This is a genomic window from Chryseobacterium sp. (assembly GCF_019236175.1).
Lineage (GTDB): Bacteria > Bacteroidota > Bacteroidia > Flavobacteriales > Weeksellaceae > Chryseobacterium.
Genome location: NZ_JAFAJM010000003.1, coordinates 60,352 through 78,598 on the forward strand (window position 1 = coordinate 60,352; position 18,247 = coordinate 78,598).

Below are 18,247 nucleotides of genomic sequence, written 5' to 3' on the forward strand. Positions count from 1 at the left end.
GCCTTTTATGGATTCCGGATTTAATGATACGATCAATTTTCTGGAAGATAAAATTTATAAACAGGATGCTGCCGCAGAATCTGTCGATTTTACCATAGATTTTGAGTCGGCTAAAAAAAATACTCAGACAAAATGAGATGGATAATTATCCGCCACAAAAGCAGCTTCCGCCACCACCAATGAAAGTAGGCAGATAGAGTATAAATGGGTTGAAGATGTAATCTTCAGAATGGAAAACTGATGATTACATCTTGTTATTTTTAATGAGAAGATCAATTGTATGTGAGCCTATGCCGCGATTTCAATTTTCCTGCACATCCATCTCCTCAGTCTCCACACCGGCAGATATACAAACACGACAGACAAAATCCCGGCCAGTACACCTACCACTACAGCCATTGCTGTAGCATCCAGTTTATAATCTTTTGAGAAATTATATTGTCCGATGAACAGTAGGGAGAGGACGAGTAATCCTGTAATCACTCCATGCAGAATGCTTAGCCTGGTCATCAGTTTTTTGAGGTTAAGCTGTTCGTCTACAGTAAACTCTATGGCACCTTGTCCGGCGGCATCAGTCACTCTTTTGAGGATATCGATGGTAAGAACTACCGGAAGGAATATCGCCATCGGAAGGGTGAGACGGGCTAAGTTTTGGGTGCCTGCAAAAAAATGAGTGTATCCCAGTTCTTTGAAACTCGCATAAGCGATAATAAAGTTGAAGAATACATTCGGAAGGACATAGTAAATGGTACGCTTTATCAGAAAGCGTTTCAGGGTGGTTTTTTTTATTAATTTAGGCTTTGCAGGCTTTATTTTAAATTTCATAATGACAGGGTCAACAGCTCAATGGCTTTATCTTTAATTTTACGGGCTTCTTCTTTCGGAAGGAAATTCTCATTAGACATAAACGTGAAATCCATCTGCTGATTATATGTACTGGCTACGAATGTATTGGAATTTAACCATGGAAAAGCAACCGTAGGGCTAATAATGGATTCTACTTTAAATTTCTGATACTCGTTCGGAATATCAATTTTACCCATATTAGAAAGTGTAACATCATGGCTTCCGTTGCTGGTTTTCAGCAGGGAAATCATACGTTCCACCACAGGGTGCATTTGTTCACCCATCCATAACAATTCACGGGCTTCCATTTTACCGATCTTTTGGATGAGGTCATTTTTAATGTCTTTCGCATTGCTCAGAACATCCTGGCTGTCTTTTTTTATGGTGAGTTCCACCGTTGGGGCAAAAGCAAATAAGTGATCCTGTCTGATTTCCGGAATAAAATGGCGGACATCTACAGGGCTGATCACCTTACCTTTGGCCTGTGTTCCCTGTATATCACGGAAAGCCTGCATCACGGCGGCACAAAGCAGTGCATGTACCGAGATTCCGTTGGCCTTACATTTTTCGGTGATCTGTCGGGTCGTTTCAATATCCAGTTTTCTGTGCAGGGCGTAGTTTTTCCCGTGGTTTCTCTTTTTGCTTTTTCTTTGCAGCAGGAAAAAAACACCGGCAAACATGAGGTAAATTCTGGCCTTTAGCTTTTTGGATTTGAGATTGAAATCTTTAGGAAGAAATTCATCTACCGACCGGAAAGCTTCATAAGGCGGAAGTTCTGCCGAAGGATTATCCAGCAGACAAAGCAGCTCCCGCATCAGCGTTATACCCGTAGTACCGTCGCCGATACAATGGGGCATAACCCAGAGAATCTCAGAAACATTCGTCCCTTTGATCCACACCAGTCTGGCCAGAGGCGTTTTTTCACCGTCAAAAAGATGAAACCATTCACTTTCAGACTCAAAAAGCCAGTCATGATCAGTCTGTCGGCTTATAATCCTGAGCGGGATAGGAGTAATCTCTTTTTCTTCTGTAAAAAAAGGATACTTTCCGCCGGATTCATCAATAATCGTTCTTAGCAAAGCATGTTTCTGCTGGATCTTTGTAAGGGCCGTTCTAAAGTTTTCTTCGGAAAGTTCTCCGGAGATTTTTGCAGTAAATACACAGTTTAAAGGTGTTTTAGAATCTACATACATGATTCTTTCCACCATCATAAGCGGTCTTTTCATCATGATACAGCTAAATATTCCAGTTGTGATTTAATAATTTTCATGACTTCGTCACGAACGGCCAGTGCTTCAGCATAAGGCAGGTATCCCTCACTTCCTACAAAAGAAAAATCCATTTCTCCTCTGAAGGTTGAGGTCACCATCGTGGTAGTATTCCCTAACGGACCAATCACAGAAGGACTGAAAATAGTCTCCAGGGTAAATGCTTTATACCGGTGTGGGATCTGAATACGTCCCAGATTGGAAAACATGCAGTCATTGGATGATTTTCCGTTTTTTAATAATCGGGTAAAATTATTCAGGGCATCGTGTCCGGATTCCATCACCATCATAGTGATATAAGGATTCAGCTTTGAAGTTTTACGTTCTACAGATTCCTGCATCAGGCGCAGGTTGTCTAAGAAACTTAATTTATGATCAGAAGAAACAACAATCATCAGCCCGAAAGCAAAAATATGATCTTCCTTCACCTGCGTAGCAAAACGTCTGATATCTACAGGACAGGAAACTTTATTGAAAGCTGCCGTACCTTTTACCCTTTTAAATGCCTGAAGTACAGCGGCACTCAGAAAAGTGTTCACAGTGACTTCATTCGATTTGCAGTAAGAAATCAATTGCTGGCTTACGGTATGATCAAGCTTCCAGTGGATTAAATAATCGTTTTGTCTCTCCACAGCTTTTTTGCCGACAGGAATCCACCTGATGGCGGTAGCAGCCAGTCTGCCAATAAATTTCGCTTTAAGCTGTTGTCTGCGGCTGGCCAGAACCGAGGCCGGAACAACATCCTGAATTCCCAGGATAGGTTTTTCTACCCCGATATCCATTGAAGGATTATCCAGGACCTGAAGGAATTCATATAAAAAAGCCATTGCAGAGCCACCATCACATAAACAATGATGGAACGCAAAAAGCATATCTGAAATTTCTTCTCCCTTGATCCATACAAACCGGATTAAAGGGAGTTTTTCGTAATTAAACGGCGTGTGCCATTCTCTCCTGGATTCTTCCTGCCACTGGTTTTCATGCTGGCGCGCGATAATCCTTACCGGAATGGAGATCGGATTTTCCGGTACATCAAACCATGGAATATTCTTTTCATCATGAGTGATGAGAGCTCTTAACCACGGATGTTTATGCTGAATCTGAGCCAGCGCACGCTGGATATCTTCCAGTTTGAAGCTGCCTCTCAGCCTGAACGGAATGACGGCGTTAAAAGGTTCGGTTCCGTCTCCTAATAACATGCGCTCGCCAAATAACAATCTTCTTTTCATATATAGATATCTGTCTTTTTTAGGCCATATACCATCGCTTTGTCTTTATAAATGCAGACACATCATAGCGATTTCATAGGCTATACTGAAGCTAATGTTGAATGTTGGTGTACAAAGTCTTCTAACAATTCTACTGCTTTGTCGTTTCCTCCGGCAAGGGTGAATGTGTCTCGAACTTCCTGAGCTGCTGCCCTGTATTTAGGATTTTCAAGCAATTCAAAAACGGTTTCACGGAGAGCATCCACACGCAGCCTTTTGTACCGGATACTGATTCCGCAGCCTGCCTGTTCTATTAATTTTGCAATATGGAAATGATCATAAGCGATCGGGGTAATCAGCATTGGTAAACCATTACGAAATGTATCGTTAACAGTATTGAATCCTCCGTGGCAGATCACCATATCCATTTGCTGCATCACTGCAGACTGAGGAACAAAGCTGTTGACAATGAAATTAGACGGCCATTCTTCAAAAATTTCCGGCGGAGTAGCGGCAATTACCGTAACCGGCTGATCAGCAAATGCTGCAATAATTTTTTCAAAGAATGCTTTTCTGATATCCACTAAAAGAGTTCCTAATGAAACAAAGATCTTGGGTGTAGTAGAGGCATTCAGACGGTCCCAGTCAAACGGAGCATCATTAGGACGTCCTTTTACGGGCCCTACAAATTTCATATGAGAGGGAACGGTTTCAAAACCGGCGAAAGCCTGTGATGTAAACACCATATTCAGTTTGTGTGAATGGATATAAATACCTTCTTCATGAATGCCTACTTCTCTTTGAAGGTCTTTGATCAGGTTTTGCTGCCATTCCCAGATTTTAGGAGCACTTTTTTCCGTATCTCCCATCACATCCGGTGGAACAGGAGTGGTGGTTACACAAGGTATATTATGTTTATGGGCAAAAAGAGCCCCTCCGAAAGTAATACAGTCGTTTACAATAACATCGGGTTTCCAGCTTTCCGTAAGCCGGCCTAAACCGGGCATCATCATTTTGGCAAACGGGACATAAGTTTCTTCCAGTGCCAGTTTCATCACTTCCGGACCGGAACACGCCGGACCGTCATCCTGTCTTTTTAGAATACGGGTAATTTCCTCCTGATACGGAATAAGATCTTCTTCAGGATAATAGTAAGAACCTCCTTCCGGAATATGCTTGCTGTCCAGTGGAGTAATACCGAACCATTTCACTTCATGGCCGCGGGCAATCAGGCTGGCTCCCACACTTAATGTCGGGCTCACATGTCCGAAAAACGGCGGAACAACGAATAAAAATTTAGAAGGGTTTTCAGGTTTTGAAGTCGTTGATACAGCTTCTTCCAATAAATCTGCTGCCGTGGCGGAACCTCCGGCTTCTGCGAAAGACTGTCCCACTTTCTGAGCAGCTTCACGATACCCCGGGTTATTCAGAATCTGTTGTACCGCTTCTCTCAGGTGATTCGCTTTGAATCTGTTGAAATTAAGACGTTCACCGGCTTCCGTACGTACCACACGTCCTGCAACGTGTGACTGGTCATAGGCAATTGGAATCACTACCAAAGGGATTCCGTTGGATAAGGTTTCGGAAACGGTATTGTGACCACCGTGGCATACCACTCCGTCAAGATGAGGTAATAAATCCAGTTGCGGAACCTGTTGGTATACCATGAAGTTTTCCGGCCACTGATCGAAAAGTTGCGGGTCGGAAACCACTACAACGGTTAAATCTTCATCCTTAAAGGCATCTACTACTTTTTGAAAGAAAGCTTTTTTATGATCGTGATCGAAAGTCGTTCCGATGCTGACCAGAATCTTTTTATTGGTGGCACTTTTTAAGCGGTCCCAGTCAAATTCACATGAAATTCGGCGTTCGGTAAGAACGGGGCCGGTGAATTGATATTGAGCCGGTAAATCCTCCATTTTACCAAAGAAATAAGTAGAAGTTAATACCAGTGTCAGCAGATCGGAAGTCGCCAGAGAATGTTTTTCATGAACGCCCAGTTCTTGCTGTAATGCGACGATCTGATTCACTTCCCATTCATGTACTTTAGGCAGCTCATTCATAATTTTAATGGCAGCCGGAGCAGTAACGGAAGTGGCATAAGGAATTCCCAGTACTTTGGCAGCAACAGGGGCCGCAAAAAGCTGGTGATCTCCGATAATCAAATCGGGATGATATGTGGTAAGTAAAGAAACAATTCCTTTATAACAGTGTCTGTTCAGCGGGATAAGAACCTCTTCATAAAGGAACTTCACGCTGTCTATTCCGTACACTACTTTTTTTGAAATAATATCGAGATATTGTTCGCTTTCTTTTTTTTCCTCGTCGGTCTGATCATACCGGATCAGTAATAATTTTCCTCCCTCGGGAAGTTTAGCCTCTAAAGTTGGGTCAAGACTGATCCAGGCAACTTCATGTCCTCTTTCCAGCAGGGTAGCACCGATGCTTAGAGTAGGGTTGACATGTCCTGTCAATGGTGGAACTATAAATGCAAATTTAGCCATGGTTCTTCGTTAAAATGTTAGATAAAAACTGAGCGATCGTCTCTGCAATCAGCTGAGGTTGCTGGATGGGAATATTGTGATCGCCGGGAATTAATTCAAGTTCGGATGATCCGATCTGAGTATGCAGCCATTCACCTGTAGGTCTGCAGTTGGAATCAGCACCGTAAAGCAGTAATACAGGAGTCTTCAATGTATGGAATGAGGCTTCACCTAGGAAATGCTTTTCCCTGATCATATCTGTCTTAATACTGGTCTGATTAAACAAAAACTCATACATACGATGATTCTTCTCCATTTGCCTTTTACCCATTTGAACTTTGGTAGTATCTGTAAAATTGGCGACATAATGCTCAAGGAATTCTTTGCTGTATTCATCAATGATGTTACGGGCTTTTTCATCCTGAGGATCCGGAGCTTCCATTACCACCAGTTGGTTGATGCGGTCAGGATATTTTAAGACTGTTTTTAAAGCAATAAGTCCCCCGAAACTATACCCTACCAGATGTACCTTTTCCAGTTGCAGATGATCCATTAAACCTATGAGATCGGATGACATGTTTTCGAGATCATATCCGTCTAAAAAGCGCTCACTCATTCCGTGGCTTTTCAGATCATACATCACCACATGGAAATGCTGCGCCAGAATAGGGGCGATATTAAAATAATAAATAGACAGGTTACTGAACATACCGTGGATCAATACCACGGTTTGTTCGGCACCTTTATTGAGTTCCTGTATATGAACTTGTCTGTTGTTGACAGTGATTATTGGCATTCGTAGATATAATTGATGATCATACTAAGGTCAAGATTGATCAGCTGATCCAGATCCATAGAAGACAGCCAGCCTGTAAAATCAATCTGATCGCCAAAATGGGCCTTAATCTTTTCAGAGAAAGAGACAATCTCGATGCTGTCCATTTCAAGATCTTTCGTGAATGAACTTTCCGGAGTAATATCCATTTCTTCTGCAAATTCTTCACCGATTACTTCAGTAATAAAACCTTTTAAAAGGGTGAAAAGTTCTTCGTGGTTCATTTTTAATGTTGCGTTTACAGTGTCCATCCGATAATATAATTTTTATGTTTAATAGTTTTGATTTCAATATTGTTGATCCACAGGTGATCATCTTTTATCTGTTCGACTTCGAAGGCTTTTGGGTTTCCTTTCAGCCCTGTTCCCAGAAACTTTCCGTATGCTTCTTTCGCGGCCCAGAAACGGGTCGTCCATTCCGCCTGATCTCTGTCTTTTAATAATGTTAATTCGTTGTCGGTAAATACCATGTCGTAGAATCCGGAACTGCGCTCTTCAATGGTTTCCATATCAATGCCTACCGATTTTCCATATCTTGCAATACCCACGGCTTCTTTTCCTTTATGAGCCAGTGAAATATGAATGTTTTCCGTGAAATCACTAATGAGGTAAGGTTTTCCGGCTTCGTCTGAACGGATTTCAAACGTAATCGGGAAGCAGGCATGATTTTTCTCCTGGCGGAGAAGATTTCTTACCGCATCCTTTACCGCCACACGGCTTACCATCCAGTTTTTCTTCTTGTTCGGTAATAACTGCTGATGATGCTGTTTTTCCGTCTGGTTGAAATATCTTTTAAGGATAAAATCCCATGAAGCAACTCTGGTATAGGCCTGATGGAAGAAGAATATCTCAGGAGCAATTTCTTCAGAAAGACGGTTATGTAACGGTGACATGGAAACATTCCACAGAGCAGCGTCGATTTCCAGTCTTCTGTTTTGCCATCCCGTGATGGCACACCATACTTTTCCGTCTCTTTTCAGAATGATATCTGCAATAGCAAATTCATCATTAAGCTCCGTAAGCATACAGGTACATTCAAAAACGCCTTCCTGATCATGCATATCACCAAAGAATTCAATATCTCTGATTTTCACAGGGAATGCAATACGGTCTTTCACTAAGGTAAGCTGCAGCCAAAGCCCGAATAATTGTCCGGCATTGTCCAGCAGAGATCCTTTTCCACCATTTCCTTTGATCTTTCCTACGATCCCTTTAGTTCCCACTGCTGAAACTTCCGTAATTCCCTGATATTTATCTCCATGGAACATATGCATGTCATAGATCTCTTCAGGTGTTCTTTCAATAGGCAGAAGATCCCCGACTGAAAGATTAAATACCGGAGCAGCAACAGGGGAGGATTTTAAGATCACTTCCGCATTGGCAAAGTTTTCAATATCCAGATAAGCATGGTGGGTTCCGCGCCATTCTCCTTTTACTGTTTTTTCAAAAGGTTTAGCCACGTTCATCCATTGGAATACACTTACGTTCATGATTTTATGAACCTGTGTTCCCGGCATTTCTGCTTCTGCGATTTCCGCCAGTTGTTCAAATATCATGGTCATCGGGATTACCGGTTCCATGTCAGCAACATGAGCCCACCCTTTAGGCTGTCTCAGCAAGCTGTGGTCGATAAGGTAAGGATGGCTTTCCAGTGTTACATACAGATCCTTTGAAAAGGTTGTACTTCTTGGTGCTTTTGGAGCAGCCTGTGCTACCGGAGCCGGACGCTGAATTGTAATTTCCGGACGGTTCTGGAATAAAGTGAGAACTTCTTCCTGCATACGGATCATATCGGCAACATTGTCCTGAAAAGCCTTTACAAGAGGATGACCGGATTTTGTTGCAACAGAGGAGCTGGCATATTGTTTAGGCCCATCAAAAGACGGAACCAATGCTTTAACTTCTTTAAAATTACGGATAATAGGAGAACCTAGTTCCAGTTTGATACCCTTTCCTGAGGCTTTTTTTGAATGATTCTGAATCTCTAAAAAGTCGAGAGCAATCGTTTTACCCTCCACAAATAACGAAGCGACAACACGTTGTAACTGCGCTAATGCGGAACGGGTAGGAACACTGGAAGCAATCGTACTGAATGCTTTTCCTTTCAGGGTATCATCAATGAATCCGATGAGTCCTCCGGTACCTACCTGAATGAAAACTCTTGCACCTTCTTCGTATAATCTATCCGTCAGTTCACGAAAACGTACCGGCTGAACAAGATGTTCCGCACTCAGCTTTCTGATGGCTGCCTGATCTGCAGGATAAGGCTCCAGCGTTGTTGCAGACCATAAAGGAATCTTGGTTTGCTGGAACTGTGCTTTTTCCATTCCTGCAAGGATCACATCCAGTTTATCAGCGATAAAAGGAGAGTGGAATCCGGACTGAAACGGCAGTACCTGATGGAAAATCTGTTTTGATTTTAACAGAGGTACCAATTTATCCAGTGCGGCATTGCTGCCACAAAGAATGACCTGATTCGGGCAATTGTCATTAGAAACATATAAGTCTGAAATTTCAGCAATAAAAGGAGTTATTGCATCAATTCCCGCTCCTATGGCAATAAATTTTGAATCTTTTAATTCAAATGTTTCAGGATGAAGAACGTCTATTAATGCTTTCACAGAATTAGCTTCTGCCAACTCTGAGGAATAGCCGGCGAGCCATTCTCCCAAGCTGTGGCCTGCATTCATATCCGGAATAATTCCCAGTTTTTTCAGAGAATTGTCAAGGATACTGCAGTTGTTGAATATATTCAGTGCATCGGTTAAAAGACCTTCACCTTCTGTTTCTATAGGTGCTGCCAATCCGAAATAACGGCTGACACTTTCTACTTCACCTTTAGCCAGGCCGTCCAGTCCGGGGAATACGAAGGCTACTTTACCACCATCTTTTAATAGCGGGGCAGAAGTATACCAGATGTCCTGCTTGTTTTTCCAGGTAAGGTTTTTAGAAACAATTTTAATGGCTTTTTCTATTCTCGCAGGAGTGGGATCGAATATCGCTATTCTGAAATCTCCCTCACCTGTTGTCGTATCATTATTTTGTAATGCAGAAAGTAAAGCTTCATGCGTTGGCCTTGCTAGCAGCAATACATTGTCTTTTTTGGGCATATCATAGCCTTCAAGAACAATGTGAGCATTGATTCCTCCAAAGCCGAAGGCATTCACTGCTGCTACTTTAGGTAATCCTGTTTTCGACCAGTTTTTAGGTTCCTGTACAGGTTCGAAGCGGGTGTGCTTCATATCGGCAACAGGATTCTCACAATATAACGTCGGAGGTAAAGTATCGTGGTGTAATGCCAGACAGGTTTTGATGAGTCCGGCAATTCCGGCAGCAGGCATAGCATGACCAATATTGGACTTTACAGATCCGATCCCGGCTGCTGGAGCTGTGTCTTCTTTTCCAAAGAACTGTGCTAAGGTCTGAAGTTCTGTTTTATCACCCAGCGGAGTTCCTGTTCCGTGGGCTTCCAGATATCCTACTTTGTTTTTATCCAGATCAGCATTGATCCAGGCCTGTTCCAACGCTTTCAGCTGTCCTTTTACAGAAGGACTCATCACGCTGGTTCCGTTCCCGTCGCTGCTTACTCCCACACCTTTGATAACGGCATAGATTTTATCCTGATCGCGAATGGCATCTTCGAGTCGTTTTAAAACAACGAAACCGCAGCCTTCTCCAATCAGTAACCCGTCGGCGTCACTGCTGAAAGGTTTGATTTGTTGTTGACGGGACATTGCTCCCAACTGAGCAAAAATACTCCAGAAGGCAGCATTTTGTCCGGTATGGACGCCGCCGGCGATCATGATGTCGGATCTTCCTCTCTGGAGTTCCTGTACCGCATGATCCACAGCAATCAGGGCACTGGCACAGGCTGCATCAACGGTAAAGGCAGCTCCGCCCAAATCAAAACGGTTGGCAACAAGCGATGCAACAAGATTAGGAATTAATCCCATTGCCGTATCTGCTGCAAAACGTCCTTTACGTTCCTGAAAGGCATGCTTTACTTTTTCAATATCAGCGGAAGATACCTGAGGCAGTAATTCCTGTAATAACGAGGAAATCTGTTCTCCGGTTCTTACAATTTCTATAGCCCGGGTTGCTCCCGGTCCTGTATAATTTCCTTTACCAATTACAATTCCTGTTTTTTCAAGGGATGTTTTCTTCTGAAATACACCGGCATCTTCCAATGCCTTTTGAACTAAATCAAGGGTCAGTAAATGATCCGGCTCTGTTCCTTCAACGGCAAGCGGCAGGATTCCAAAGGCCGTAGGATCAAATTCATAATCAGGGATAAATCCACCGCGTTTACAATAAAAACGGTCTACAGGATTGGTGGTATCACTAAAGTGTACCGGATCTATCCTGTCAGCCGGAGCTAACTGGGTAGAATCAACTTTATTGACAATATTCTGCCAAAAAGTGTTGGCATCCTGCGCCCCCGGAAAGACACAGGATAAACCAATGACAGCAACATCTGTTTTTTTCATACTTAGTTTTACAGAGGATTACCAATTATTTCCCGACATGATCAGCACCTGGCTCTCAGTTCCGTATTTTATCTCGTTAAGGAATATTTCTTTTCCTTCATCCAATGGGATCAGAGAAATACCTCTGCGTTCATATTCGGTTTCTAATATTGAAGAAACCATTCCGGCGCCTTTCCAAGGTCCCCAGTTGATAGAGATTACCTTTCCTTTTAATTTTTTATTTAATGCTTTAGCATAGTCATCAAGTACACTGTTTGCAGCAGCATAATCTGTCTGTCCTTTGTTTCCGTATACTGAGGCAATACTTGAGAATAATACTACAAACTGGCAGTCTGTACGTAACTGTTCTGCCAATACACGTAGAGGTTTTACTTTAGTATCGAATACACGTCCGAAAGAGCTTGTTGTTTTTTGCTTGAATAATTTATCTTCTAATAGACCCGCTCCGTGAATAACGCCGTCTAGACGGTCATATTTTTCATAAATATTATTGATCAGAGCACCTAACCCGTCTTCATCACAAAGATCCAGAGATTTGTAGATGATGGTATTTCCAAGCTGTTCCATATCGCGGATGGTACGCAGGATCTGATTATTTTTGAAAATCCTTACGGTTTCTTTTTCTATCTGAGCAGGAGAAGTAAATGCCGCTGATTTGATAAGATGAGCTCTTATTTCCTCTTTGGTTTTCATTCCTTCCAGTTCTTTAAGATCAGAAGATTCTCTGGGATCAGCCGATCTTCCTACCAGAATATAAGTACAAGGATATGCCTGAGACATATGCTTCACAAGTTCGGCTGTGATTCCCTGTGCTCCTCCGAGTACCAGAACAACGGATTTTTGATCCAGCTGAATATGCGCTTCATCCAGACTTGTAGATAATGGAGAAGGAATGATATCTACTTTATGACGCTGATCATTTTTGTAGATAATTTCAGCAGGCTTATCGTTGGTTAATATTTCCTTTAATGTAATTTCAGCAATCTGATCCACTTCCTGAGGAGTACTCAGGCTGATCAGTCTGCAGGTAGTATGATCAAATTCTCTAGCAAGACTTTTAAATAATCCCGGATATCCCTGATGGTGGCGAAGTACACGGGCATCAGTAATTTCCTGAAGGTGTGCCGGAATATCTGAGATAAGATATACCCATCTCACTTTATCGAAATCCAGTTTTTTGATCATATCCACATGGTCGATAATGCTGTATTTCACTGTGGAAGAGAACATATCCAGCATAATCAGTCCGTCAAAACTGGACAGGTCTTTTTCTGTATCTGTTAATTCTACAATGGCCCCGTGTTTTTCCAGTTCGTTTTTAATGGCTGCTGTTTGCTTAGTGTTGTCCTGAGTGATGGCAAATCGTTTTCCCTGAAGAACTTCTGTATTTTGTATCAGAGAAGCATCTGTAGGAGTGATATCAAAACGAAGACGTGATAATATATTCTGAACCGGTTCAGGAGTTTCCACAACCTTTACTTCATTGCTGCTTTCATTAGATGAGCCACTCATTTCACTGATCCAGCCTGCCAAACCGCGAAGGGTTTTAATGGCGGCCAATTTTTCCATAAGATCATCAGCCTGTTCTAAGTTTTCACCAAAACCAATCTTAGCTTTAAGATCTCCGATAATTTCCATACGTTTGATAGAGTCGATACTCAGGTCAGCTTCAAGATCAAGATCTAAGCCTAACATTTCTTTCGGATATCCGGTTTTTTCACTCACGATATTCAGAATCGCATTTTGAAGATCTTCAAGAGATAATGCAGATGACGTTTTTGGTTTTGAACCAGCGGTTTCAGCTGTGGCCCCGTTTTTTTCAGAAGCAGCAGGTGTTCCGGCTCCGGAATATTCCGTAAGCCATGAAACTAATCCGCTTAACGTTTTGATTCCTGCCAGTTGTTCCATTACCGTATCTTCACTGGTATTACCGTTGGCCAGAGTTCCCAGTTCATTACGAAGTGTTCCGATAATTTCAACTCTCTTGATAGAGTCGATACTCAGGTCAGCTTCAAGATCCATTTCCATTCCCAGCATTTCCTGAGGATATCCGGTTTTATCACTTACAACCTGTAACAATAAGGCTTTAATATCTCTTGCAGGAGCTTGTTTTACCGGAGTAGTGGCTAGCGGTATTTCCTGATGGGCAGGCTGAACTGTCTGAGCCGGTATTGCAGCCATCTGATGTACAGGAGCAGTTGCCGGAGTTGTATAAACAGGAGCCGGGAATGCCTGAGGATTTTGTCCCATAAAGGAAAGCATCACATCTCGTTGCGCCTGAATCATTAATTTCATACTGTTTAAATATTCCTGCAACATACGTTCGGCAGTAGACTGACTCTCAGGAGCAGGTGTCTGTTGGTTGGTAAAATTATTCATTTGGATAGGATTTAAAATAGGTAATGCTCCGTTAGCCGGAAGGTTACCTGTTGTTGGATGAGCAGTTTGCCCGTTAACACGCCAGATCGCCGGATTTTTCTTATAAAGCTCAGGCTGATCAATATGGATAAGTTTGACACTGCGGCCCTCGAAAAGTTTGTCGATGGAGAAGTGTCGTCCTGTTCCTAAATATTGAGCAAGCATACAAAGAAGATGTGTAAACTTATTTCTGCTGTTGTCTTCAACATATAATGTAAGCTGATCTTTTTCTAAGCATGACTTCGTTAATCCGGTTAATACTTTTCCGGGGCCAACTTCAATGAAGATTCTTGCTCCGTCGTTATACATTGCCTGAATTTCTTCTACATATCGTACCGGCTGTACGAGATGATCAGTAAGTCTTTCTTTTATTTCGGATGCTTTTGCCGGATACACTTCTGCAGTGGTGTTAGACCATACCGGAATCTGCATTTCTTCAAAAGATACATCCTGTAATACAGTCTCATACAGTCCTTTTGATTTCGCCAGTAACGGACTGTGGAATGCACAGGCAACTTCCAGTTTTTTAGCGGAAATTCCTTCTTGTTTAAGTATTTCCAGTAATTGGTTGATAGATGCTGTACTTCCGGCAATCACACATTGAGTAGGTGCATTAAAATTAACCGGATAACATCCTTCTGCTTTAGCAAGAATCGGTTCCAGACGTTCCCGTGTTGCACTGGCTGCTAACATTGATCCCGGATCTCCGCCTTCTACTGAGTCCAGAATAGCATGAGCTCTTTGAATACTTAATTCAACCAGTTTTTCTTCTCCGAAAACCCCGGCAAAACATAAAGCTGGTAATTCACCATAGCTGTGTCCTGCTAGCATATCAGGAACAATTCCCAGTGATTGTAAGAATTTAGCTAATGCGAGATCAACAATTCCTAAAAGAGGTTGTGCTAAACGGGTATCTTTAATGGTTTCTTTTTGTTGTTTTAAAGCAGCTTCATCAAATGTTTTTGATGGGAAAACTACTTTTTCAAGTTCAGGATAATCATCCATAAGCTTACGCATCGCAGGGAAAACAACAAACAGATCTCGAGCCATGTTGATTCTCTGGCTGCCTTGTCCCGGGAATAAAAATGCTACTTTACCTTCTTTTTTATTAACGGTAAACGTATCTTTTGTTTCAATCCCTAGCAATACGAGGTCAATTTTCATAACCAGGTCTTCTGCTGTATCCGCTACAATGCTTAGCTGGATTGGCTTTTCCGAACTCATCGTTAAACTGTATGCGATATCTTTTAAAGCAATGTCATCATTGATTTCAAGTAATGCTTTGATTTGTGACAGCTGTCCCTTAGCTTCTTCATAGGTATCCCCGCGGAATACGAATAATTCAGAAGGCCATGACTGCATAGCGATAGCATCATTTTGTTTGGGATGATTAGCGATTACAGTGTGGAAATTAGTTCCTCCGAATCCAAAAGCACTGATTCCTGCATAACGGTTTTTCTCAGTCCATAATCCACTTTCTGCATGGAAAGCAAACGGACTTGTCTGGGCATTATAATAAGTATTAGGCTGCTGAAGATGAAGGGTAGGAGGTTTTATACCGTGATATACTGCAAGGGAAGCCTTGATTAAACCTGCCAGTCCTGCGGCACATTTGGTATGTCCGATCTGTGTTTTTACCGAACCTAAATGTGTCTGACCCGGTAAGGCCCCGGAACGGCTGAATAAATTGGTCAGTGCACTTAATTCAGTTTTATCCCCTACAACGGTTCCTGTACCGTGAGCTTCTACCAGCCCCACAGATGCAGGACTGATACCGGCCTGGGTATAAGCACGTTCTAATGCTCTTACCTGACCGATTTTTCGGGGAGCCGTAAGTCCGAGTGCTTTACCATCACTAGATCCGCCTACACCTTTAATAACCGAATAAATACGGTCGCCGTCACGTACAGCGTCTTCATATCGTTTTAAAACAAGAATGGCAATTCCTTCTCCAAGGGCAATACCGTCTGCATCACCATCAAATGTGGCGCATCTTCCTTTTCTGGACAGGGCATGTGTACTCGAGAACATCAGGTAATCGTTGATTCCGTTATGTAAATCTGCACCACCGGCAAGAACCATATCTGATTTGCCTAATACGAGTTCCTGACAAGCTAAGTCAATAGCAGCCAGAGAAGATGCACAGGCTGCATCTACTGTAAAGTTTCTTCCGCCAAGGTCCAGACGGTTCGTAATCCTACCTGCGATCACGTTGGCCAAAATACCCGGAAAAGAATCTTCAGTTGTATGTGGGAATGCTTCTTTTACTTCTTCATGAAGTTCTCCGAAAACCTGTTTATAATATCCTCTGAAACTATAGCTGTTGGCAAGATCGTTACCGCCTTCAGCACCAATAATTACAGAAATGTTTTCTCTGTTGATATGTTTTTCACCATATCCGGCATCTTCCATAGCACGTTTAGCTACCAATAATGTCAGTAATTGGGTAGGCTCAATGGCTGCCAGAGATTGCGGCGGAATTCCGAACGCAAGAGGGTCAAAATCTATTTTAGGGATAAAGCCTCCCCATTTTGAATGAGATACATCCGGTCCGTCCGAATCCGGATGGTAATAAAGATCTTTATTCCATCTTTCATCAGGTACTTCTGTAACACTGTCTTTTCCAAGAATGATATTTCTCCAGTATTCCTCCAGGTTTTTTGCTCCCGGGAAAATACATTCCATCCCTACGATGGCAATATCAAGTGGTTTTTCAGTAGATACAGGCTCTTCTGACAATGCGGCATTTTTAATGTATTCATAATTATCCGTAACATTCTGGTGAAGTGCTGCCAGTGAAATGACGCGGTTGTGCATGGTGGCTACCTGACCAATCATATACATCCCAAGATCAAGCTGGTCTTCTTTTGGAATGTTTACCAGTTTATCTCCCTGGCGTTCAATTCCTTTTGCAGCAATACGGAGACGGCCTACATTTAATTTTTCAAGCTGCTCCCATACCTGTTTTTTATCCGTGCCGGCTTCCAGCAATTTTGCTTTTTCCGTATTGAAATGATGGGCGAAAGCTGTATTTAAACAACGGGTTTCGTGGCCCGGAGCTGTTTCCAGTAATACTGTATCTTTTGCCTGCATAGCCTGCAGCTGGAATTCTTCCTGAATAGCTCCCGTAAGTACAGCTTCATGAGTATAAAGATAAGCAGTACCCATAAGTACCCCGATCTTTACTCCTCTTGCAGCCAGCGGTGCTGCCATAATAGAAACAAATGCCGTAGAAAATGCATTATGGATTCCGCCTGCAAAAAATATACTGATTTCTTCAGGATGTTCTTCTTTTAAAATGCGTTCAATTTGTTTTTCCCAAAGAACCATACTGGAAAGCGGGCCTACGTGCCCACCACATTCACGGCCTTCGAAGATGAAGTTTTTAGCTCCTTCTTTTAGGAAAATATCCAATAGAGCAGGAGAAGGAACGTGCAAGAAACTTTTTATGCCTGCTTTTTCGAATACTTTTGCCTGAGCGGGTCTTCCTCCGGCAATCAGAACGACAGGTGGTTTGGCTTCCAATATATAAGACGTTTGCTCATCTCTTAATTCCTGCGGTGCAAATCCTAAAATTCCTACACCCCACGTTTTTTCACCCGCCAGTTTTTTTGTTTCTGTTACTAAAGATTTTGCAGAATCTCCTTTAAGCAGGGAAAGAGCAACAAATGGCAGTGCTCCTGCTTCTGCTACGGCGTTGGCAAATAACGGGACATCACTCACACGGGTCATAGGCCCCTGTGCAATAGGGTAACGAAGATTAAGCTGTTGAGCCATTGCATTGTCTTTATCAATTACCTGTAAAGCTTTTGCCTGTTTTAAATGTCCGTACATGGCTTCTTTGAATCCGAAGACCATTTTTTTCAGTGTTTTGAAATCCTCATACAGGTCTACAGCTAATGAGATATCTTGTCCCATAGGGATATAGCTCCTGCTGAGGTCAAAATCGATGAAATATTTTCTAAGTTCTTCAGCGGTAATATTTTCAGATAATGCCGGTGAATTAGGTCTTACCAGTACGCGATGGTTAGCTATAATTTTTGTTTCCGTTCCGTTGAGTTTTGAACATGCCTCTTTGATATCCTGAGGAACTGAACTTTCCGGAAATAAAGCCAGTTGGCTGTCCAGTACAACACCTGTTGCTCCTAAAGCTTTTACAGCGGCAGCAGTATGAAGACCAACACCTCCCTGTATCCATACCGGTATGGATTTAATTTCTTTGATAACCCGCTGAAACAATATGAATGTTGATTCGTAGCCGACCAGACCTCCCGCTTCATTTCCTTTCAGAATAATTCCTTCTGCTCCGTTTTGTTCAGCTTGCAAAGCCTCTTCCAGGCTGCTTACCTGATAGATAACAGGCAGATCTGAAAATAAATTCATCGAAACCCCGGATGGAAGAATCGCAAATTTTACTTTTTCTGAGATTTGGAGGGATATGAGGGTATCATTAGGTACATAAATACCATAGGATGGTACCTCTGTCTGGTCTAGTTGATTCAGTGATTCTTGGGCAGTCATGAGTTCATATCCTAAGCTTAGAACAGGAAATGCGCCCGCCTGATGCAATTTAGGCATAAGGCTAACGTCCGGTTTTTCGAACGGCGTTAGTCCAATAATGGTTAAGTTTTTCATTGCGTTAATGATGTTAGCAGGAGATTCCATAACGAACCACTAAAAAACCGGCTGGTTTAAAGAGTAAT

Annotated in this window: 9 protein-coding genes; 1 reads left to right on the forward strand and 8 read right to left on the reverse strand. The window is 42.4% G+C overall.

Translation table 11 applies throughout. The features are described from left to right. Window positions 1–7 precede the first annotated feature (7 nt). Window positions 8–136, forward strand: coding sequence for a hypothetical protein (locus JO178_RS01760; protein ID WP_291930799.1), 129 nt, complete (start codon window positions 8–10; stop codon window positions 134–136). A gap of 152 nt (window positions 137–288) precedes the next feature. Here the strand turns inward: JO178_RS01760 and JO178_RS01765 are convergent, their stop codons facing one another. From JO178_RS01765 to JO178_RS01800, 8 genes are all read right to left on the reverse strand, one after another. Continuing rightward, window positions 289–825 (reverse strand): hypothetical protein, encoded by a 537-nt coding sequence (locus tag JO178_RS01765; RefSeq protein WP_291930801.1) that lies wholly within the window; start codon window positions 823–825, stop codon window positions 289–291. Further along, complete coding sequence (locus JO178_RS01770; protein WP_291930803.1) at window positions 822–2,075, reverse strand: condensation domain-containing protein; 1,254 nt, start codon at window positions 2,073–2,075, stop codon at window positions 822–824. Before JO178_RS01770 ends, JO178_RS01765 begins: the two co-directional genes overlap by 4 nt. Next, a complete protein-coding gene (locus JO178_RS01775; RefSeq protein WP_291930805.1) occupies window positions 2,072–3,343 on the reverse strand; it encodes a condensation domain-containing protein in 1,272 nt (423 codons plus the stop codon). The genes JO178_RS01770 and JO178_RS01775 overlap by 4 nt, the downstream gene beginning before the upstream one ends. 80 nt (window positions 3,344–3,423) lie before the next feature. Next, on the reverse strand, window positions 3,424–5,826 hold the full coding sequence (locus tag JO178_RS01780) for a nucleotide disphospho-sugar-binding domain-containing protein (RefSeq protein ID WP_291930808.1): 2,403 nt from the start codon (window positions 5,824–5,826) through the stop codon (window positions 3,424–3,426). Continuing rightward, complete coding sequence (locus tag JO178_RS01785; protein ID WP_291930809.1) at window positions 5,819–6,601, reverse strand: alpha/beta hydrolase; 783 nt, start codon at window positions 6,599–6,601, stop codon at window positions 5,819–5,821. The genes JO178_RS01780 and JO178_RS01785 overlap by 8 nt, the downstream gene beginning before the upstream one ends. Further along, complete coding sequence (locus tag JO178_RS01790; protein WP_291930811.1) at window positions 6,592–6,891, reverse strand: phosphopantetheine-binding protein; 300 nt, start codon at window positions 6,889–6,891, stop codon at window positions 6,592–6,594. The genes JO178_RS01785 and JO178_RS01790 overlap by 10 nt, the downstream gene beginning before the upstream one ends. Beyond that, window positions 6,879–11,126 (reverse strand): beta-ketoacyl synthase N-terminal-like domain-containing protein, encoded by a 4,248-nt coding sequence (locus tag JO178_RS01795; protein WP_291930813.1) that lies wholly within the window; start codon window positions 11,124–11,126, stop codon window positions 6,879–6,881. The genes JO178_RS01790 and JO178_RS01795 overlap by 13 nt, the downstream gene beginning before the upstream one ends. An 18-nt stretch (window positions 11,127–11,144) precedes the next feature. Continuing rightward, the gene (locus JO178_RS01800) at window positions 11,145–18,179 is read right to left on the reverse strand and encodes a type I polyketide synthase (RefSeq protein ID WP_291930815.1); all 7,035 of its coding nucleotides are present in this window, start codon (window positions 18,177–18,179) and stop codon (window positions 11,145–11,147) included. Window positions 18,180–18,247: the final 68 nt, after the last annotated feature.